General features: G+C 49.3%; 22 protein-coding genes. 5 read left to right on the top strand and 17 right to left on the bottom strand.

Annotation, left to right across the window (positions count from 1 at the left end; translation table 11 throughout):
* Positions 1 to 20: 20 nt before the first annotated feature.
* The 5 genes from pheT to ACNI29_RS15340 all read left to right on the top strand — a co-directional run bounded on the left by pheT (position 21) and on the right by ACNI29_RS15340 (position 5,513).
* Positions 21 to 2,420: a phenylalanine--tRNA ligase subunit beta gene (gene pheT, locus ACNI29_RS15360; RefSeq protein ID WP_419779251.1), complete on the top strand. Its 2,400-nt coding sequence runs from the start codon at positions 21 to 23 to the stop codon at positions 2,418 to 2,420.
* A gap of 196 nt (positions 2,421 to 2,616) precedes the next feature.
* On the top strand, positions 2,617 to 3,234 hold the full coding sequence (locus ACNI29_RS15355; protein WP_419779250.1) for a TetR family transcriptional regulator: 618 nt from the start codon (positions 2,617 to 2,619) through the stop codon (positions 3,232 to 3,234).
* The gene (locus ACNI29_RS15350; RefSeq protein ID WP_419779249.1) at positions 3,216 to 4,016 is read left to right on the top strand and encodes a hypothetical protein; all 801 of its coding nucleotides are present in this window, start codon (positions 3,216 to 3,218) and stop codon (positions 4,014 to 4,016) included. The genes ACNI29_RS15355 and ACNI29_RS15350 overlap by 19 nt, the downstream gene beginning before the upstream one ends.
* Before the next feature lie 228 nt (positions 4,017 to 4,244).
* Complete coding sequence (locus ACNI29_RS15345; protein WP_419779248.1) at positions 4,245 to 5,024, top strand: DUF4198 domain-containing protein; 780 nt, start codon at positions 4,245 to 4,247, stop codon at positions 5,022 to 5,024.
* A gap of 96 nt (positions 5,025 to 5,120) precedes the next feature.
* Positions 5,121 to 5,513, top strand: a complete 393-nt coding sequence (locus tag ACNI29_RS15340; protein ID WP_419779247.1) for a hypothetical protein — start codon at positions 5,121 to 5,123, stop codon at positions 5,511 to 5,513.
* On the opposite strand, the gene ACNI29_RS15335 is transcribed toward ACNI29_RS15340, so the two are convergent.
* The 17 genes from ACNI29_RS15335 to ACNI29_RS15255 all read right to left on the bottom strand — a co-directional run bounded on the left by ACNI29_RS15335 (position 5,510) and on the right by ACNI29_RS15255 (position 18,523).
* Positions 5,510 to 6,196, bottom strand: a complete 687-nt coding sequence (locus ACNI29_RS15335) for a hypothetical protein (RefSeq protein WP_419779246.1) — start codon at positions 6,194 to 6,196, stop codon at positions 5,510 to 5,512. The two genes, ACNI29_RS15340 and ACNI29_RS15335, sit on opposite strands and share 4 nt — an antisense overlap.
* A 263-nt stretch (positions 6,197 to 6,459) precedes the next feature.
* Positions 6,460 to 8,127 carry a portal protein gene (locus tag ACNI29_RS15330; RefSeq protein ID WP_419779245.1) on the bottom strand — a complete coding sequence of 556 codons (1,668 nt, stop codon included), beginning with the start codon at positions 8,125 to 8,127 and terminating at the stop codon, positions 6,460 to 6,462.
* Positions 8,124 to 8,246: a Com family DNA-binding transcriptional regulator gene (locus ACNI29_RS15325; protein WP_419779244.1), complete on the bottom strand. Its 123-nt coding sequence runs from the start codon at positions 8,244 to 8,246 to the stop codon at positions 8,124 to 8,126. Before ACNI29_RS15325 ends, ACNI29_RS15330 begins: the two co-directional genes overlap by 4 nt.
* Complete coding sequence (locus ACNI29_RS15320) at positions 8,243 to 8,722, bottom strand: aminobutyrate aminotransferase (RefSeq protein ID WP_419779243.1); 480 nt, start codon at positions 8,720 to 8,722, stop codon at positions 8,243 to 8,245. The genes ACNI29_RS15325 and ACNI29_RS15320 overlap by 4 nt, the downstream gene beginning before the upstream one ends.
* Positions 8,723 to 8,731: 9 nt before the next feature.
* Positions 8,732 to 8,932, bottom strand: coding sequence for a hypothetical protein (locus ACNI29_RS15315; protein WP_419779242.1), 201 nt, complete (start codon positions 8,930 to 8,932; stop codon positions 8,732 to 8,734).
* Between the two features lie 62 nt (positions 8,933 to 8,994).
* On the bottom strand, positions 8,995 to 9,585 hold the full coding sequence (locus ACNI29_RS15310; protein WP_419779241.1) for a GNAT family N-acetyltransferase: 591 nt from the start codon (positions 9,583 to 9,585) through the stop codon (positions 8,995 to 8,997).
* The gene (locus ACNI29_RS15305) at positions 9,585 to 11,126 is read right to left on the bottom strand and encodes a hypothetical protein (protein WP_419779240.1); all 1,542 of its coding nucleotides are present in this window, start codon (positions 11,124 to 11,126) and stop codon (positions 9,585 to 9,587) included. The genes ACNI29_RS15310 and ACNI29_RS15305 overlap by 1 nt, the downstream gene beginning before the upstream one ends.
* Entirely contained in the window at positions 11,095 to 11,373 is a 279-nt protein-coding gene (locus ACNI29_RS15300; RefSeq protein WP_419779239.1) for a hypothetical protein, read from the bottom strand. Before ACNI29_RS15300 ends, ACNI29_RS15305 begins: the two co-directional genes overlap by 32 nt.
* A gap of 88 nt (positions 11,374 to 11,461) precedes the next feature.
* Positions 11,462 to 11,671: a hypothetical protein gene (locus ACNI29_RS15295; RefSeq protein WP_320175227.1), complete on the bottom strand. Its 210-nt coding sequence runs from the start codon at positions 11,669 to 11,671 to the stop codon at positions 11,462 to 11,464.
* Positions 11,664 to 12,053: a holin family protein gene (locus ACNI29_RS15290; RefSeq protein ID WP_419779238.1), complete on the bottom strand. Its 390-nt coding sequence runs from the start codon at positions 12,051 to 12,053 to the stop codon at positions 11,664 to 11,666. Before ACNI29_RS15290 ends, ACNI29_RS15295 begins: the two co-directional genes overlap by 8 nt.
* Positions 12,050 to 12,256 carry a hypothetical protein gene (locus ACNI29_RS15285; RefSeq protein WP_419779237.1) on the bottom strand — a complete coding sequence of 69 codons (207 nt, stop codon included), beginning with the start codon at positions 12,254 to 12,256 and terminating at the stop codon, positions 12,050 to 12,052. The genes ACNI29_RS15290 and ACNI29_RS15285 overlap by 4 nt, the downstream gene beginning before the upstream one ends.
* A 159-nt stretch (positions 12,257 to 12,415) precedes the next feature.
* Positions 12,416 to 13,171 (bottom strand): sulfite exporter TauE/SafE family protein, encoded by a 756-nt coding sequence (locus ACNI29_RS15280; protein ID WP_419779236.1) that lies wholly within the window; start codon positions 13,169 to 13,171, stop codon positions 12,416 to 12,418.
* A gap of 2 nt (positions 13,172 to 13,173) precedes the next feature.
* Positions 13,174 to 13,554 carry a rhodanese-like domain-containing protein gene (locus ACNI29_RS15275; protein WP_419779235.1) on the bottom strand — a complete coding sequence of 127 codons (381 nt, stop codon included), beginning with the start codon at positions 13,552 to 13,554 and terminating at the stop codon, positions 13,174 to 13,176.
* Positions 13,555 to 13,746: 192 nt separating this feature from the next.
* Positions 13,747 to 14,730: an MDR/zinc-dependent alcohol dehydrogenase-like family protein gene (locus ACNI29_RS15270; protein ID WP_419779234.1), complete on the bottom strand. Its 984-nt coding sequence runs from the start codon at positions 14,728 to 14,730 to the stop codon at positions 13,747 to 13,749.
* A gap of 135 nt (positions 14,731 to 14,865) precedes the next feature.
* On the bottom strand, positions 14,866 to 15,858 hold the full coding sequence (gene hpnA / locus ACNI29_RS15265; protein ID WP_419779233.1) for a hopanoid-associated sugar epimerase: 993 nt from the start codon (positions 15,856 to 15,858) through the stop codon (positions 14,866 to 14,868).
* Between the two features lie 175 nt (positions 15,859 to 16,033).
* The gene (locus ACNI29_RS15260) at positions 16,034 to 16,663 is read right to left on the bottom strand and encodes a hypothetical protein (protein ID WP_419779232.1); all 630 of its coding nucleotides are present in this window, start codon (positions 16,661 to 16,663) and stop codon (positions 16,034 to 16,036) included.
* A 117-nt stretch (positions 16,664 to 16,780) separates the two neighbouring features.
* Positions 16,781 to 18,523 carry a carbon starvation CstA family protein gene (locus tag ACNI29_RS15255; protein WP_419779231.1) on the bottom strand — a complete coding sequence of 581 codons (1,743 nt, stop codon included), beginning with the start codon at positions 18,521 to 18,523 and terminating at the stop codon, positions 16,781 to 16,783.
* Positions 18,524 to 18,532: the final 9 nt, after the last annotated feature.

Raw genomic sequence — 18,532 nt, 5'->3', positions numbered from 1 at the left:
AAATACTGCTGGAGGCTCAAATGCTTTTAAGCATGCAATGGCTGCGGGATTTCGTTCCATATGAGGGCGAAATTCAGGAGCTTGGCGACAGGCTGACCATGCTCGGCCTTGAGCTTGAAGAAATTTTCAATCCTTTTGAAGCGATCAAAGACATCGTTGTCGGTCACGTTGTGGAGTGCGGCAAGCACCCCGAAGCCGATAAGCTGTCTGTTTGTAAAGTAGACGTCGGTGACGGCGAGCTTCTTGATATCGTTTGCGGTGCACCCAACGTGACCCAGGGCATTAATGTGCCTGTGGCCAAAGTCGGCGTGACCATGCCCGGCGATTTCAAGATCAAGAAAGCCAAACTGCGCGGCGTTAAGTCCCATGGCATGATCTGCTCTGAGCGCGAACTGGAACTCTCCGATGAGCACGACGGCATCATGATCCTGCCTGAAGAGCTTAAACCCGGTGTCAAATTCACTGAAGCAATGAACATGGAAGACACCGTCATGGATCTGGGCATCACTCCCAACCGTGCCGACTGCCTTTCCATGCTCGGCATCGCCCGTGAAGCAGCACTGGCATTTGATCTGCCTATCATCATGCCTAAACTCAACCTCGTTGAGGCAGGCGGCAATGCAGCAGACATGCTCAAAATCGAGATCGACGATCCCGAATACTGCCCGCTCTATCAGGCAAGAATCCTGCAGGGTGCGAAAATCGCTCCTTCTCCGGACTGGATGCGCTACCGTCTGCTTTCTGTAGGAGTTCGTCCCATCAGCAACATTGTTGACGTGACCAACTACATCCTTTTCGAACTTGGCCAGCCCCTGCACTCCTTTGATGCTGATCTGCTCAAAGGCGACAAAATCAGGGTCGGTCTTGCTCCTGAAGGCACTAAATTCACCACCCTTGATGAACAGGAACGTAAGCTTATCGATTCCGACCTGCTCATCTGGGACGCAGAGCGGCCGGTTGCTCTGGCCGGTGTTATGGGCGGCATGAACTCTGAAATTCACAACGGCTCCACCAATGTAGTCCTCGAATCCGCAGTATTCCGCCCAGGCACTATCCGCAAAACCGCTCGCCGACTGGCTCTGCCCTCCGAAGCTTCATACCGTTTCGAGCGTGGCGTGGACCAGCAGATGAACACCTTTGCCATGGATCGTGCAGCTCAGCTTATGAGCGAACTTTCCGGCGCAAAAGTTGTTTCCGGCGTGGCCAAGAACGAACCCAAGCCCTGGCAGGACCGTACCCACGATTACCGCCACAAGCGCTGCAACAGCTGGCTTGGTCTGGACCTTGAGCCTGAATTCAGCAAAAAAGCTTTCTCCCTTATGGGACTGGAAGTTAATGATAGCGATGCAGATTGCTGGAAAGTATCCACTCCTTCTTACAGACTCGACCTCGAGCGTGAAGCCGATCTGTACGAAGAAGTAGCCCGTTACTTCGGCATGGATAAGATTCCTTCTGTCCTGCCCCGCATCTCCAAGACCTTTGACGCTTCCGTTATTGCGGAAACCCCTTACGGCTTCTACCGCCGCATTAAAAACTGGGGTCGCGGCGTAGGTCTGCACGAAGCTATCAACTACAGCTTCGTAGGTGATGATGATCTCGACCTGCTTGGTCTGCCCAAGGAAGGACGCGTAAACATCGCCAACCCCCTGAGCGAAGATCAGAACGTAATGCGTACTGAGCTGGCTCCCGGCCTGCTCAACACCGTGCGTCACAACCTCGCACAGGGCAACACCCATATCCGGGTATTTGAAATCGCCAAAAAATTCATCAAGGACGCTGAGTCCGACACCGAAACCCGCGAGCAGTCCCGTCTGGGTATCATGCTCAACGGCCCCCGTTCCAACGCCGAATGGCCCAACGAACAGGGCGATGCCGACTACCTTGATATTAAAGGTCTCGTAGAGCACCTGCTGGCTGACCTCAAGCTGGGCGAAGCAACCTTCACCCTAGCGGAAGATCACAGCTACCTTGAACCTTGTGTGAACATCACCCTCGGTGATCAGGAAATCGGTTTCATGGGGATGGTCAAGGCTGATATCTCCGATAAGTACCACGCCAAGAAAGAGGTCTGGATGGCAGACCTGAATGCCGATCTGCTGCGTGACATAGTTATGGAACACGAGATCAAGTTTAAGACCCTTCCAGTATTCCCGCCGTCAAGACGTGACGTGACTGCAATCGGTCCCGTTTCCCTGCACGCGGAAACCATCAAAGAAGCGATCCGCGGCCTTAAGCTGCCCCTGATCGAATCTGTGGAACTGGTCAACGTCTTCGTCCCCGAAGGACAGGAAGATGAACGTAACCTTTCCTTCCGCATTACCTACCGCCACGGACAGAAAACTCTGACCGATAAAGCCGTAGACAAAGAACACAAGAAAGTACTCGCAGGACTTGAAAAATCCCTGCCTGTACGCTTCTAAGTCTTATTTGACTTAACCAAAGCCCGGCTGAAAATCTTCAGCCGGGCTTTTTTAATCAAAGCATATATTTCTAATAAAGCCTATTCTGTTTTCAAAGCGAGAGCGTTTACATGCACAGCTGGACTTTTCCGGTCTCAAACTGTATTTAAAATACATTAACCGAATGTGCTAAATATAAACAAAAACAGGAACTCACATGGCCAGAAAGACCAAAGAAGAGGCTGAAAAAACACGCCAAGCACTACTTGCCTCGGCCTTTAAAGTATTCAGCGAAAAAGGATACGCCAAGACCACCCTGCAAGACATTGCCGAAGACTCAGGGGTTACCCGTGGAGCCGTGTATTGGCATTTTAAGAATAAAACGGATCTATTCGAAAAACTTTTCGACTATGCTTTCATGCCTGTTCGTGACCTGCTCTTCAGCAAATTTGAAGAAGACCTGTCACCTAAAGAAATGATAGGCGGCTTGATGAGAGTATGGATAGAGCACGCCGGACGTAATGAAGACTTCCGCGCAGCCTTTGGAATTATGTTCAATAAAACCGAGTGGTCAGAAGAACTGATGCCCTTCAAATTAAAATTCCGGGAATATGAATACAAATTCATTAAACGAACGGAAAAAATTATTTCAGAAGGGCAACAGGATGGCACTTTCCGTGAAGATATCAAGCCTGCTGTTGCAGCGGCACAATACTTTTCAATACTCCTTGGGCTTGCCCAATACTCCCAGTTTTTCCCGGATGAGGTTGATATTCATAGTGAAGCAGAATCTTTAATCCAAATGTTCATGTACTCATGCTTAAAAACAAATTAATATTTCTCATTGTCGGCCTGTTGCTTATTTCCAGTTCTGCATTTGCTGCAGAAAAGGAACTCTTCCCTACCAGTGAATTCAAGCTGGGCTATGAGGGGATGTATATGTATTACGATGAACCCGATGTAATGCATGAAAAGGGCTTCCTTAATGGCGGCTTTGCTGCTTGGACTGGATATTTTACCGAATACAACGTCATGCTTAATGCCGAATTTGAAGGTCTCGCCGGGGGACTGCGCTATAACGGTAAGAGATCCGACGGCACCTCGCTTGAGTGCGACACTGATGATTACTTTATCAGCGGACGTGCGACTGTCGGTATGGGATTTGATTTCGAAGAAACCGGAGTTACTCCCTACATCGGTATTGCTGCCCGCTACTGGAATGACGACATTAAAACCACCGGTGGCTATGAACGTCAGATTAAACAGGTCTACCTGCCGGTAGGTGTTAATCTGGTAACCCGCTTAAACGACGGCTGGTCCATCGGCGGAACTTTGGAAGGCGATCTCCTGCTTGGCGGCGAAGTCAAAAGCATGCTTACTGATGTCGGCCCCACTTACGATGATGTCAACAACACACAGGAATTTGCATCCGGTGCTGGTGGACGCATTTCTGCCTTTCTTGAACACGACTTTGATAGCTACTCCTTGGGTATGGAGCCATACTTCCGTTACTGGCATATCGAAGATTCTGAAAAAGATACAATTAGCGCCGGCACGTTTAAAGAACCTAAAAACAAATTCTACATGTCCGGTGTACGTTTATATGTGAAGTTTTAATTTCACAGCTCCCGACTACCTGAAATCCCCTGCTGAGCAATCAGCAGGGGATTTTTTTTGGCCCTAACAAAATTAACTAGTCCAACAAGATAGCTCCAACTCGGTTTTACACCCCCACTGCAACCATCATCAAGCATATTTTTACATTTAATTTTAATATTGACATATGCTTTTTAAATACGTAGCACGAAGCAACAATCAATCTACACTTTATAGTTGGAGTTTATCATGAAATGTCTCAAACGAATCTCACTAGTTCTCTCCTTTCTACTCGTGGCGATGTGCTGCTCAACTGCATTTGCCCACGAATTCATCATTAAACCTGTACAGTTGACTGTTGCGAAAGATCACGTAGTACCTTTCAGCATTGTATCAGCACATGTGTTTATGATCAGTGAAGAAATGGAACCTATCGATCAAGTTGAAACCAAGCTGTTCTTGGATGGCAAAACCACTCAGCTGAACCTTGCAGAAAATAAAATGCTGATGACCCTGGACGGTCAGATTAAACCTGAAGCAGAAGGTACTGCGATTATTGCCGGACACCGCAAAGGCATGATCTGGACTCAGACAACCAAGGGCTGGAAGCAGCAGTCGAAAAAAGGACTCAAAGGTGTCATCCGTAGCGGCAAATATGAAAAATTCTGTAAAACTCTCGTTAATGTTGGAAGGGCTGACGGTAGTTATAACAAGGTACTCGGTCAGCGTCTTGAAATCATCCCAATGAGTGACCCCACCAAAGCTGAGGTCGGTCAGGAGATCGAGTTCCAGACCTTACTGGACGGTAAGCCCGTTTCCGTAGAAAGCATGGCTGCGACATACGATGGGTTCTCACAGACCCCGAATACCTTTGCTTACTTCACAGAGCCTTACGGCAACGGTATTACCAAACTTAAGATCACCGCGCCCGGCACATGGATGGTTCGAGTTCAACATGTAGATAAAACTTCAAACCCGGACTACGACAGCCACGTAATGCGCTCCGTGCTGGTCTTCGAAGTTAAATAAATGTTGTATAAAAAAATAATCCCGGCCGTGATCATTTTCACGGCCGGGATCATCTATTCCGGCAATATTGCATGGGCACATGGAGTTTCTTATGATATGTTGGAAACTTCACCGACAGTGACATTCAAATCACATTTTTCCACCGGCGACCCTATCGCTTACGGAGAAGTTCTGGTCTATGCCCCAAAAAATGACGAAATTGAATTTCAAAACGGACGCACCGATCAAAACGGTGTTTTTTCATTTCTCCCGGACAGTGCAGGAATATGGAAAGTAGAAGTCGACGGGGGCCTCGGGCATAAGCTTTTTTTTAATGTGGATGTTGCTGAATCTGACGACAACACTCTGGCTGGCAAAACAGGAGAAAATTATTTGCAGGCCGGCAATACAATCAAGGCCCTTTTGGGAATCAGTCTGATTTTCAACTTATGTCTTGCGGCATTCTGCCTAAGAAAATCAAAAAAAAACGAGTCTAAAACCGAGAACTAGTCGGGCGAATAACCCGGAAAAATGTAAACACCATTAGCCTGCATCCAAAACCCCTGCCTACCACTTTTACTCTCATAAAGCCTGCTCAGTCCGGCGCGGATATAGACTTCATCCCCTCCGGCGAGCAGAGCTTCAAGCTCATCAAGGCGGTCCTGTGTTACATATTCCATAGCCATACGGTGGAAATAAAGATCTGCAATGGGAGTGAGACGGAATTTCTCCCCGCCCTTATCTTTAAAACCAAGCCTCAATTTAATATCATCCCCGGCATCAATCACTGAAACGCTGACGGACTTAGCATCAACGCGGATAGTTCTAATTGAGCAGGCACATGGCGAATCTGCAGGTACACATCTATTTTTCGAAGTCACAATTCCATCAAAGGCCTCATTTATGGAATCTACCGCACTTCTTTCGAGTAAATTCCGGAATGTCTGTTCATCAACACAATCCAGCCAGACATCATTTTCAAAACTGCAGTCCTCAACATGAGGGCAATTTATTTCGTCCTGCTTAACAACATCGGCAGAAACAATCATTCCGGGCCGTATATTACGGAACTCTACAAAAGCCATGTCTTCATAAGGCAGCGGACGGTAACAGGTACAATCGTCCTCATCCAGTAAGGCCATGCAAACATTGTCGCTATCATTAAATCTAGTTAAGTCGGTCAGAACCAGCATTCATAAATCCTTTCAATGAATATAATTTCTCAGATAACCCCTATCCATAGAAAGCACAAATAATCTAAAAAAGTCAAGTACATCAACACTTGAGACCGCCACATACGATAATTAAATAATTCTCGTCTTAAAAATTATTCCTTATAAAATCAACAGGATTGATCCAGCATTCTCCCCAGCCAAATTAACCAACTATTTTAAAGCAAAATTTTAATTTAACACTCATATAAAAAAAGCGGAGCCATTACGACCCCGCTTTTAAATTATGTTTGCATCATGACCCCGGCCTGATCGACCACACCCTGCATCTGTTCCAGGCTCAGTCCAGAATTAGCTAAATCCTTGACTATCCCCGACCCCAAGGAAGCCGCTTGCAGATTCTGTTGCAATTGCTTTTGTTTAAGCTCTGCCTGCCTGCGCATATTTCTGAATTTTTCCACCTCATCGCCGGAGCGAACTATGCCGTTAGGGACACCTATCAATTCGGCAAAATCATCTACAGCACGGTCCATATCCACTTTGTCCAGCACTTCGGGATTAGCCTGTGCCAGATTACCAACAAACTGAGCCAGAGACTGGATAGACTGGGTTCCAACCATTTTCTGGGCCTGCGCCAGCACTGAAATATAATCAATTTTGATATCCGCACCTTCAAGGATTGAAGGAGCTTCCGGCAACTGGCCTGAACGGTTCAAGATACCGAAAATCCGGTCAATAAGCGGATCAAGCAACTCCGTATGCTGACGCTCAATAACTGGGCCAAGCTGGATCAATTTTTCTTCATGACGCTCTGCAACCTCGGCTGCAGTAATATTCCTGCGGTTGGACCCTGCCATCATCATGAAAATGTCATTATAAAACCCTTCGCGAATGGCTGTGCGCACATCCTGAATTTTAGTGCTGACTCCGGCCAGATCTGGGCGAACCTGATATAGCGGGGAAACCGAATCCTGCTGATTCTGCTCCACCGGGTTCTGTCCACCAGGCAACAGGTTCAGCCGCCTTGAATACATGGAAGGAACCTTCATAGGCGGGCGCAGAGTCAGATGAACGGCCTGAATCTGGCTCTTGCTCATCTCCATGAGCATCTTCACGTCGGCCAGCACATCCATTGCCGGAGAACGTCCATAAACATCCATCGCCGCAGTATCCCAGCGCGGAGCCATATACGGATTCTCCGCAAAACCACTTTCGGATAGCACATGCCCACCGCGCCCATTGAGCAGAAATACCGACTCAAACGGCATATTCAGCGCATCCATGCGCTCAACATCAAACTCGTCACGCGGCTGAACCACATGCAAGACGTCAAACCAGTGATCACGGTTCGCCCCCAGACTGGTGTGCACCGATGCAGGCAGATTATCCTTACCGAAACGCTTTTCCAACTGACGGGCAGTCATCTTGAATTCACGGTAAACCGAGTCCACCCTGCCCTGCGCGTCCGTGGTGAGGCAATATTCCCCTGCGGTCAATGTCCTGAACCGTATCCCACTGTCATCGTCCGGTTCACAATAAAGAATCCCGGTCCCGAATCCAGCCAGCTCTGTGTAAAGAGAATGGATGCAGGAATAAAAATTACTGCGAGCCAAGGCACGATACATGGCACTCTCAACCTTGGAAATCCATTCCCGCACAGACTTATGCCGTGCGAGATCTCGGTCAGCAATACCTAGCCTGAACCACGGTCTGGCCGGGGAGGTCAATCCGCCCTGCAAGCCCGCCGCAAGAATGCGTAAGGCCCTTGTTGCGGTCGAATCAATAATCTTGCCGGACCTGACACCGCCGTCATTCGGGCGGTGTCCGGCATAAACCCCTTTACGTGGCAGAATGTAATCGCTGATTTCCTGCCAATGCGATTCCCAGCTGCTGCGCTCCTGCCGCAAACTTTGCAGCCGCTGCAAATATTGACTACTTTCTACATGTTTCATGTTCTATCTTCCTCAACAATCCGCACCATCTTCTTACACTTTGGGCACTTCACCTGCACTTCAATTACTTTGCCCTTCAGCAGCAGTCTGCGGCAAACCGGACAACGATGTTCGGTCATTTCATTACTCCTTCGTAACGGTCTAAAACTTCCTTGCCGACCTCGGCCTTTGCCACCACTCCGTCCGGTCCGGTCAGGATGGTTGCTTTGCGGCCAAGAGCATGCACCTTGCGCATACGGGATTGGCTTTTCTTACGCGCTGCGAGACTGGCATCGAACTCTGCATTCTGACGTTCAACTTCGCGCTGGCGGATATCATTAGGATGCAGCCAGTCCCCGTTAATTCGGTTAAATCCGGCATCCTTCATTTCTGTAGGCGTATACCAGTGCCCTGTTCCAGACGAAAAAGTCCAATCTTCGGGAACCCGCCAATCAGCCGGGGCATTCAGCCCTCTGTTGTTTGATGAAGGATTGGTCCCGTAGGTATAACGGTGCCATTTGTAATAGCCGTTAAACCCGGGAGAACCGTTATCAAACCAGACCTGCGGTTGGCCTTCCTCAGCTTTAGGCAGGTCCGGCCTGTAATAGTTAGGCATGCACTCCCCCTACTGACCTAGCTTGGTCTTTTGGGCCTGCAGATTCTGGGTTGCCGTTGCCAGCTGCCCGGTATCGCCCTGTCCTCCGGTGAGAACTGTGGCACTGCGGCCTTTTTTCATGCGCTCCATTTCGCGCATCTTCCTGGCCCGAAGCTCCTGCTCGCTTTTGCCGATGTCTTCCATCTTCGGTGCTTCCGGGGGTGGGGCCACCGGGGGTGCCGGTGGCGGTGAAACTGGTGCTGAAGGTGCTTTTCCTCCTCCGCCTCCCATAATCATTCTCCTTGTTTAGAAATTTCTGTTGCGGACTCTTGGTCCTCTTTATTCCTGACCGCAAAAAAAATTGCAGCATCCACACTTTTATCTGCTGCCGCATTGTATGCGGCCTGCGGGAGAACTCCCGCCTTAATGAACCCGGACCTTTCGGCCATGCGACAGGCCAATGGGTTAACCGTCGGTATCAAACCCTTTATACAGTCGAATATATATTCACCCGACACGTCAGAAGCTGACAATAAATGACGCAATACCCCGCGCCCCATCTGCAAAGTACCCCTGCCGTGAAATTCAGGCATGATTGCCAGATGCACAAAGCAGGACTTGGGGCTGAATCCGTTCAGCCAGAAAAGTCCGGCCGGTTTTTGATCTTTAAAACCGAAAAAGAAATGCTGGTCTTCGCGAGATACCAACCCCTGAAATTCACGGAAAGTTTCTACTGAGCCATCATAAAAGATCACTGGAATCTGCCCTGCTCCACACATGATTTCCCAGAACCAGCGCAAATGTCCGTCGCTAAGCGACTCGGTTCCATCAAAGTCATTGAATTTGTAGAAGATAAAACCTCCATCAACTTCAAAACCGTACATCAGCCCGCTCCTGTGAAAATGTCGTAATCCATCAAGCCCTGCATATCTTCCTGCTGTTCCAGCACATGCTGCTCCTTGGGGAAAACAGCACCCAATGCGGGATCTAAAATACGGGCCATGCAATCAAGCATGTCATCATGCGCAGCCACAGGGAACGCCAGATATTCATCATCAATAAACTCGCGCACAAGGTCGCGCTCCCGGCCCTGATGATCCATGAACCGCGCCTGCCACGGCAGGTAGAACCGCGATTGCTCAAAGAGAGGAACCAGCTTGCGGATACGGTCTACTTTGGGCACATTCCCGCCCAGTGGATCAATGGCAAAACGGTAATTCTGCTCATTCATCACGTAGCGCATGTGCTCCACATCAGCCTGCTGGCCGTATTTTTCATACCCCACTGCCAGCGGAGAATAAGCCCGGTGCAGCCGGAACAAGGCCCGCGCCCGCTCGGTAAGGTTCAAACGGTCCCGGATGCCGTCTATAAGGTAATAATTCCGGTCCGGACCCAGCCCGACAACCAGCATAACCGTATAATCGCTACCGGCTTTTTTCTCGCTTGCCGGGTCCACCAGCAGATAGCGGTTGAACTGCTGCCACCGAGATCTGCCCCTGCTGTCACGGGGGTCCCAACGGCTGATCCACTCTTCACGAAACCCCTGCACATCGTCCGCGCGCGGGTCCTGCATCATCTGGCAACCGAAAACATACGGTCCCATTTCACGCCGCTTGGTCTGTAATTGTTCTTTGTTGAGCAGTACAGGTTCCCCTTCCATGGTCCCGTCCGATGTTGCGGGATAAATGCGGGGAATTGCCGCTTCACGCTTCATCATTTCGCGGTAGGTATCGTTAAAATGATAACGGGTTCCGATGTACCGCTTAATGCCTTCACGGGTTCCGAGGTTTATGGACAAGGCCCATGCCTCGGTGGTCTTGAAAATCATATCCGGCGAGGAAACTGATTCTCGGGTCACGACATCATCATAAATAAGCCGTGAAAAATGTTTGCCCGTTGGCTGTCCGTCCACCAGTCCCCAGGCTTCCACTGTCGCTTCTTTGGGATTGGATCTGCGTTTGACGGTAATCCCGTCTTCCTCGGACCATTTGGGCGAGTCCTTCTTGGGATTTTCCCAAAGCACATCCGGGTAGCACTGCTTGAGTAGTTCGTTCCGCTCGAACTCCTGCTTGATCTGACGCAGGAAACCTTTTGCGACAGGACGGGTGTGGCTGAAAATTCCAACTGTGACTTCCGGGTTGCGCAAAATGTCCTGCACGGTCAGTGCGAAAGTGATGATGGTTGATTTGTAATGCTCACGGGACCAGAGATCGAGGTGTCCGTCAGGTTTGGCCTGTACTTCACGGCAGCGTGCGAGAACCCATTCATTATTCGCGTCCGCACGGCCCAGCAATCTGGTCAGCAAAAAGAAAAGATCATTGCGGCCCAGCTCAGCCATTACTTGCAGCGGCTGCTTGCATTCCTCGGCTTCACGCAGGATGTCGGCGTACCATTTATTTGCGCTGGCCAGATCCGTAAACTTCATCAAGTTTCTCCCTTAGTTCCGGGCTGATAGCGCGGCTTGTCTTCCTGCCTTTGGCTGTCCCCTCCTTTTTAGTTTCACCGATGCCCCATGCCTTGCGTTCCATGTCATGACGTTTGTGCATGATGTCCAGCTTGGCTTTCAGGTCCTTAACCATGTCAGAATCATCGCCTTCCACTGCCAGTGCGAATACTTCCCGGAACCGGTCCAGCTCCTCTTTCTGTTTTTTAATGACTTCATTTTTGGTCACTGCTTTCTCCTAAACACATTCGTTGATGCGCTGCGCGCGAAAAATCCACCTATCCATACCAGAAGGTCAGACGGTATTGCTGCCCCGGTCATTTGAAAGCTTCGTAGGCCACACGCCCGGCCACCCCGGCCACAACCGCCGCAGTTCCCCAGACAGCCCGCTCAAGATTGCGGAACTTCTCAGCATGGGTATGGCAACGCCTTGCCCCGTTAATCTCGGCAATATCCTCTTGAATAGATTTAACCCGCTCGTCTATGCGGATGAGCAGATCCTGTAATTCACTCCTTTCCTCAACCATTTTTGTCCCTCCATGTTTTTGCAACCTTCTCGGCACTGCGCCCGACTACATACCCGCCAAGACCAAGCTCCATGAGCGACCACAACTGCGTGGGCAGCTCAAGATGCGGAGCCTTCTGCCAGAACAGTGCAAGGTATGGATAGAGAAGGTAGTTGTTAGCCACGATAGCAATGATGGTCAGCATCAGGACCGGACGCCATGAACGTTGCAGCCAGTTGCCGGACATCTCCGCCAGCATGATCTGAACCCGTGCTTCAAGGTCGGCAAGCTCACCCCGGTTCTGCAATTCCATGAGCCGGAGCTTGGCCTTTTCCCGCTCCCCTGCATCAGGCCAGATTTTGTCGATAATGGTCGACCCGAGATCGAAAATTGAACCGATCATTCAGCTTCACCGCAATTTTTTGTGCAGGCTTTAACCGACTCGATGTAAATCGGACTCACTTTCCGTCTCTTGTAATCAAGAAGTGAATTCCCTGTTTCCAACCAGTCTGGATGCTCCTGAATGAAGGCCGCATAGTTTCTAATTGTTCGCCGCGTCTCCAGCGGATAAAGCGCGGCGAGTGTTTCTGCCTTGATTTCTTTCATTTTTCGTCCTCCTTTAGCTATAAGGTAATTGTGAGGGCGGACCTGAATCAGAGGAATCAGGTCCGCCCTTTGGACTTTTTGAAAAATAGGCAAAAAAAAATCCTCCCCGTTTTACCGAGGAGGAAGTTCACAAATCCTATGGAATTAATGTTTAGATTATTAATTCAAAACAACAGACCATAGCAGTTTTAAACCCAGCAGAATGATAATCCCGCCGAGAAATTTTTTAACAGTTGTAGGCTTCATCTTCGCATGCATGACCTTTGTTCCCAGATAACCACCTGCCCAAGCGGCAAGTCCGGCAAAAACAAGCAGCCTGATGGAAACCGACCCCATCATGGCATAAGCCGCAAACGCAGTTATAGATGAAAACGGCACAGCAAAAGCGGTAACGGTTGCTACTTTCTTGGGATTAAATCCCTGCATAATCATCAGCGGAGAAATAACTCCCCCACCACCGACACCAAGCAGACCGGAGATAAGCCCGGCCAAAATCCCGACCAGAAAGGGACCGCTGAATGGTCGATCTTCACGAAACTGATCCTTATACTTGGAAGCCTTGAAAAACAGCATCATCGACCCTGAAAAACACAGGAAGCAGATGAAGATAACCATCAAAGCTTTCAACGGCAGATAATGACCGATCCATGCGCCAACTGGGGCCATGACAACCGAGGCAACCACAATAGGAATCCCCAGCCTGAAATCAAGACGCTTTTCCCTGATGTTCGAATAAGTCGCCCCGAGCATGCTGACGGCATTCACAAAAAGACCGGTGGGACGGGCCAGATTGAACGGCACTCCCATCCATGTCAGCGTGGGAATAAGCACCAAAGCCGACCCCACCCCGCCGAGCGCGAAAATGAAACTCAGCACAAATGAAGCAACAGTGATGCCCAGAGTCAACATGTCCATGACTACATTTTACCCAGAGGACCGGGCTTGAAAGCACCGATGATATCTTCGATGGTAGCAGCCATACCCTTGACCTGCTCAAAGCCGTGCGCACGCAGCAGAGTATAGGCCACTGCAGAACGAAAAATTGTGGAGCAATAGGCTACGATCAACTTATCCTTCGGCAGTTCATCAAGTCGCGCAGGCAATTCACAGAGCGGGATATGCTTGGCGAACGGGAGCACTACATACTCCAGTTCCTTATCGGAGCGAACATCAAGAAAAACCACTTCGCTATTTTCATTTCCCAGCACCTTACGCATGCCTTCAACGCTCATGGTATGTTCGCCGGAACTCAAAAAATCGAAATCCATTTCCGCAACAGCTTCATTAAGAGCTTTCATTTTCAGACCTCAACCGTATGAATATGGTTATTTGGCAAAATCGCCAAGCTCGAACAACGACTTGGTAATATTGCCAAACAACCAACAAGTCAAGCATTCAACTGATTTCTAAATCAAATAACGGAACGACGCTAAACCAAACAGTTAATGATTAATCAAAGACGTCATTAATATTGGAAAAATTAACAAGAACTACCCTTTTGAATCCCCGCACATCCGAACTAAAACCTTCTTCGCCCCCTTACGCATGGCCTGCTCGAATGCCTGCTTGAAATCAGAGAACTCATATTCAGCATCAATCAAACCGCTGACATCAACCATGTCCTGCTCCAGCACATTCAAGGCCAGCCCGATGTCTCCACAGCGGGAACCGACTATAGAAATCTCATCCACCACCAGCTTGGCAAGATTGATAGAACTTGGCAGGTGCGAAGTTGTCTTGGCGACTACGGTTCCTTCCGGACGCACAAAATCAAGCGCGTAATTAATGCCCTGCTCGCTTCCGGTAGCCTCAACAACCAAGTCAAATTTATCCCATTGCGCAGCCAGATCACCCAGCTCGACAGGATCACTTATGCAATGGGTCACCACTCCCTGTTTCCCGGCAATGGCAAGCTTATCCTCATGCTTACCGACCAGCAGCACATGCGGATTGTAAATTTTGAGGGCCAATGCAGTCAGAATACCCAGCTTACCATCACCAAGGACCATAACCTTCATATCCCCGGTCACATGAATCTGCTGGCTCACTTCCAGACCGGCCGCCAAAGGTTCGGCAAAAACCGCATCCCGGTCCGCAACATTATCAGCTACCAAAAAAAGATTTTCAGCCGGAACTTTGAGGTACTCCGCAAAGCAGCCATCATGATTCACAATTCCAACCACAGTTCGCTCCGCAACATGCCTGCGGTCACCTGCATACGGCCCAACCGGACAATTTATATCCGCCACCACGCGCTTGCCGACCAGCTCCTTCCTATCAGAGCATTCCTCGACCACTGCCACAAATTCATGCCCCGGAATCCCGGAAAATCCGTAATAGCCCTTATGCAACTCAATATCGGTATTGCAGATTCCAGCCACTAGAACTTTCAACAAAGCCTCTCCCGGCCCAAGCTGTGGCTTTTCCCGCTCAATGAAATCAATTTTCCCATCTTTAAAATATATAGCGCGCATATTTTCTCCTTTGGATTTAGTGACTTCTGCTTTTTAGCAATTAGTTCCGGCAACGCCAAGAAAAGAATCCCGGACAGCTACAAACACAAAAGCCCCCGGCAACCACATAGTTACCGGGGGCTTTCCCATGAAATATTAATTCAGCATCCGCCGTTCCTTAAACCAACTTACGGCGTCCTGCACAGCCTCAACCGCCGGACGGTGGGTATAGCCCAATTCCTTTTCAGCCCGGTCGGAACTGTAATACATTTTCTTTGATGCCATCCGCACACTGTCCATGGTCACTACAGGATTCTTGATCAGACCCAGCTTTGCCAACAGCTCCCCGATAAATCCGGCGGAATACATAATTGCCTGCGGGACTTTAAACTTCGGCCCGGGTTTATGGGTAATACGTGCGGTCATGGCGAACAGATCCTTGAGACTGATATTATCTCCGCCGAGGATGTACCGACGCCCGACCTTTCCATGCTTAAGTGCCAGCAGATGCCCAAGGGCAATGTCGTCCACATGGGCCACATTCAACCCGGTATCGGCATAAAAGAGCCCCCCGTCGCGGGCGGCATTAAGAACCATGGTCCCGGTAGGAGTCGGGCGCGAATCCCCCGGACCGACCGGAGTAGACGGATTCACGATTACAGCGGGCAATCCCTCATCACGGACCATCTCCATAACCACTTTTTCTGCAAGAAATTTGGATCTTTTGTAAGGGCTGATCATGTCCGCAACAGTTGAGGAAACTTCTTCATCAACCGAACTGCCGTCAGTATTGCAACCGAGCACACAAACACTGGAGGTATAGACTATGCGCTCTACCCCGGCTTCAAGAGCCTTGCGCATCAGCAGCCTTGTACCCTCAACATTGGTACGGGTCATGACTTCCGGGTCCGGGACCCAAAGACGGTAATCAGCAGCAAGATGAAAAAGACATTCGCAGCCGCTCAATGCTTTTTCAATAGCGGCTTCGTCGTTAAGGTCTCCGCGAACAAATTCAACAGGCCCATCAATCAGATCCCGCGCCCTGCTCTCATCGCGTACTAGTGCTTTAATGCGGAATCCCTGCCCGGCAAGAATTTTAACAAGCCGTGAACCAATCAATCCGGTTGCCCCGGTGATCATTACATTCATGATATGTGTGGTTGTTTGCTGGTAATGTATTGATATGAAATAATTTACTGGACCTATTCGGCTTTTATGGAGAAGAGTCTGATACGAGCAGGATAAACAAAGAAAAAGCCGTGCCTGCGTTTGCAGGAATGAAGCAATGAGCGAGTTGTGTCAAGTTTGGAATTGTAAATAAATGTTATCCAATTGAATTAAAGGTACAATATTCATTGTTTGCCTCCTTCAGTCCGCGCCGGACCTTTTTCGCAATCTCATCGTATAACTGCGGCGGGCAATTCATATAAAACGGCTTGCTATACCACTTCCCCTTGAATTTAATAACGTAATCCTCTGGGTAGCATTTCACCTTCTTCATATCAGCAAAGCTTATCTCAACATACTGGTCTGCCTTGGCCAGCATACCCGCTCCCATAGCCCCGGGACTTTCTATCAGAGCTGCCAGAACCGTCATAAACTCTGCGGTATTTTCAAGCTTTCCGATGAACATCCTTGAATAGACAGATTTATCCGAAATACCGAACTGATAGCTGAATACATGTCCCACCAGCATAAGAGTGACCAGAAATAAAAGCCCCAGTCCACCGACCCCCAGCACAGAAATATAAAACATCATCGGTATCTCATCAAAATTACCTTCAAACAAGGGAAGGGAAATCAAAAAAAGAGCAAATGGAACCCAGACATAGGCCAGCAGTTTCACGAACTCAAACGCCCTGAACTTATCCAGCAACACATGCCTGGCATTCCAGTTCCAGATAATTCCAGCCTTACCCTTAGTTATGTTAGTAGCTCTTTCTTCCAGTTTCATGACACCCTCCACAGGATGTGAATTGCTATGATTCCGGCATTTCCAGTGTACACTAAAAATCCCCCGGCAACTACTGCTGCCGGGGGATGACTTTAAACATTTAGCTATGGTGAAACGCTAGGCGTTTTCCGTCGCCCCTTGGGCTCCTTCTTCGCCTCCGTATACCTTCTTCATGATCAGGTAGGTTTCAGCGATCATCCAGATCTCAAGCACGAAGACAATCAGACCGACTACGAAAAGCAGCCACTTGCCACCGGCGTAGAATTTCTGAAGGTTGAAAACCATTGCCCAACCGGTCATGGCAATCATAAAAACCATGGGGATACCGGTATAGATGGCTTTCACCTTCTTGCGGGCAAGATAAACAGTGATAATCAACAATGCCAATGCGGCAAGAAGCTGGTTTACAGTACCGAACAACGGCCAGAGAGCCAGTGCGCCCTTCTTGAGAGCATCGATGGAGAAACCGCCGTTAAAGCAGAGTACAGCAGCAGTACCTACAGCGATGAGTGTTGCGGGAACACTACCGGAAAGAGCAGGCATCTTGTAGGCCTGTGCAAGCTCACCGACTACGTAACGTTGAATACGGGTAGCACTGTCAAGAGTAGTTGCTGCGAAGCTGACCAGAAACACGCCCATAATCGCGAGGGCAATATTACCGGGAATGCCGTAACTGGCCATGAGGTTAGCGGAACCTTCAACGAATGCGCCAAGCTTCGCGCCAAGGCCAGCTGCGGAAGCCCATGATGCATAGTGGGTGGTAAACGCCGCTGTTCCGGTCAGAAACTGACCGTCAGCAGTGTGTTTACCAAGGCCGAGGCCTGCACCGACAGCAACGATAACCAGAATAGACAGGGCCGCTTCCATGAGCATTGAACCGTAACCGATCATGCGGGAGTCGCGCTCGGTCTCGCACTGTTTAGCGGAAGTACCGGAGCTGACCAGAGAATGGAAGCCGGAAATCGCCCCGCAAGCGATGATAACAAAGAGGAAAGGCAGCATTGGGGGCGCACCCTGCGGATCAAGGTCGATAGCCGGGGCAACGAAAACAGGATGTGCAACAACAGCACCGATAACCAACAGAATCAGAGCTACGAAAAGCTGGTGTCCATTGATGTAGTCACGTGGCTGCAACAGAGTGGTAACCGGGAGGATGGATGCAATGAACGCATAAACCAGCATTACCAGAGTCCAGACAACGATGGGGTTCATGCCGGCAATGGCGGGCATTTTGAAGGGCAGGTAAACACCGACCACAACAAATGCATACATCGCCACCAAAGCAAGGATAGACCATAAGGTATGGTTAGCACCCTTTTTGTACATGAGCCAACCCAAACCGATTGCGATAGGAACTTCACTCCAGACCGGAATAACAGCAGCGGGATACATGTTAAACAGAATAGCGATAATCAACGCGAACACGGCAATAACGATCAGCAGTTCAAAGAAAATGATGATCAGAAATAATGAACGAACGCGGTGGTTGAGCAGTCCGGCTGCAAGGTCACCGACGGAACGGCCCTGATTACGCAGGCTGACTACGAGTGAACCGAAGTCATGCACAGCACCCATGAAAATTGCACCAAAGAAAACCCAGAGTACTGCGGGAACCCAACCCCAGATAATGGCAATCGCAGGACCTACGATAGGACCAAGTCCGGCGATAGAAGTAAAATGGTGCCCGAAAAGCACTTCCTTTTTAGTAGGAACAAAGTCTTTGCCGTCTTCAAGCTCGCAACTGGGACAAATCTTGTTCTCATCAACCTGAAAAATTTTCTTTGCCAGAAATTTGCCATAAGTATGGTACGCAATAATGTACCCCACAAAACAAAATCCGGCTACAACGAGAGAATTCACCTCAACACC

The sequence above is a fragment of the Maridesulfovibrio spiralis (SeqCode) genome (assembly GCF_048571135.1).
Classification (GTDB): domain Bacteria; phylum Desulfobacterota; class Desulfovibrionia; order Desulfovibrionales; family Desulfovibrionaceae; genus Maridesulfovibrio; species Maridesulfovibrio spiralis.
This window is presented reverse-complemented; position numbering and strand designations above follow the sequence as displayed.

Coding starts and splice junctions, on each gene's coding strand:
- ACNI29_RS15275 (WP_419779235.1), bottom strand. CDS start 13,554: ATGAAAGCTCTTAATGAAGCTGTTGCGGAAATGGATTTCGATTTTTTG.
- ACNI29_RS15345 (WP_419779248.1), top strand. CDS start 4,245: ATGAAATGTCTCAAACGAATCTCACTAGTTCTCTCCTTTCTACTCGTG.
- ACNI29_RS15280 (WP_419779236.1), bottom strand. CDS start 13,171: ATGGACATGTTGACTCTGGGCATCACTGTTGCTTCATTTGTGCTGAGT.
- ACNI29_RS15285 (WP_419779237.1), bottom strand. CDS start 12,256: ATGAAAGAAATCAAGGCAGAAACACTCGCCGCGCTTTATCCGCTGGAG.
- ACNI29_RS15290 (WP_419779238.1), bottom strand. CDS start 12,053: ATGATCGGTTCAATTTTCGATCTCGGGTCGACCATTATCGACAAAATC.
- ACNI29_RS15340 (WP_419779247.1), top strand. CDS start 5,121: ATGTTGGAAACTTCACCGACAGTGACATTCAAATCACATTTTTCCACC.
- ACNI29_RS15260 (WP_419779232.1), bottom strand. CDS start 16,663: ATGAAACTGGAAGAAAGAGCTACTAACATAACTAAGGGTAAGGCTGGA.
- pheT (WP_419779251.1), top strand. CDS start 21: ATGCTTTTAAGCATGCAATGGCTGCGGGATTTCGTTCCATATGAGGGC.
- ACNI29_RS15335 (WP_419779246.1), bottom strand. CDS start 6,196: ATGCTGGTTCTGACCGACTTAACTAGATTTAATGATAGCGACAATGTT.
- ACNI29_RS15270 (WP_419779234.1), bottom strand. CDS start 14,730: ATGCGCGCTATATATTTTAAAGATGGGAAAATTGATTTCATTGAGCGG.
- ACNI29_RS15320 (WP_419779243.1), bottom strand. CDS start 8,722: ATGCCTAACTATTACAGGCCGGACCTGCCTAAAGCTGAGGAAGGCCAA.
- ACNI29_RS15310 (WP_419779241.1), bottom strand. CDS start 9,585: ATGTACGGTTTTGAAGTTGATGGAGGTTTTATCTTCTACAAATTCAAT.
- ACNI29_RS15350 (WP_419779249.1), top strand. CDS start 3,216: ATGCTTAAAAACAAATTAATATTTCTCATTGTCGGCCTGTTGCTTATT.
- hpnA (WP_419779233.1), bottom strand. CDS start 15,858: ATGAATGTAATGATCACCGGGGCAACCGGATTGATTGGTTCACGGCTT.
- ACNI29_RS15330 (WP_419779245.1), bottom strand. CDS start 8,127: ATGAAACATGTAGAAAGTAGTCAATATTTGCAGCGGCTGCAAAGTTTG.
- ACNI29_RS15355 (WP_419779250.1), top strand. CDS start 2,617: ATGGCCAGAAAGACCAAAGAAGAGGCTGAAAAAACACGCCAAGCACTA.
- ACNI29_RS15295 (WP_320175227.1), bottom strand. CDS start 11,671: ATGGTTGAGGAAAGGAGTGAATTACAGGATCTGCTCATCCGCATAGAC.
- ACNI29_RS15305 (WP_419779240.1), bottom strand. CDS start 11,126: ATGAAGTTTACGGATCTGGCCAGCGCAAATAAATGGTACGCCGACATC.
- ACNI29_RS15325 (WP_419779244.1), bottom strand. CDS start 8,246: ATGACCGAACATCGTTGTCCGGTTTGCCGCAGACTGCTGCTGAAGGGC.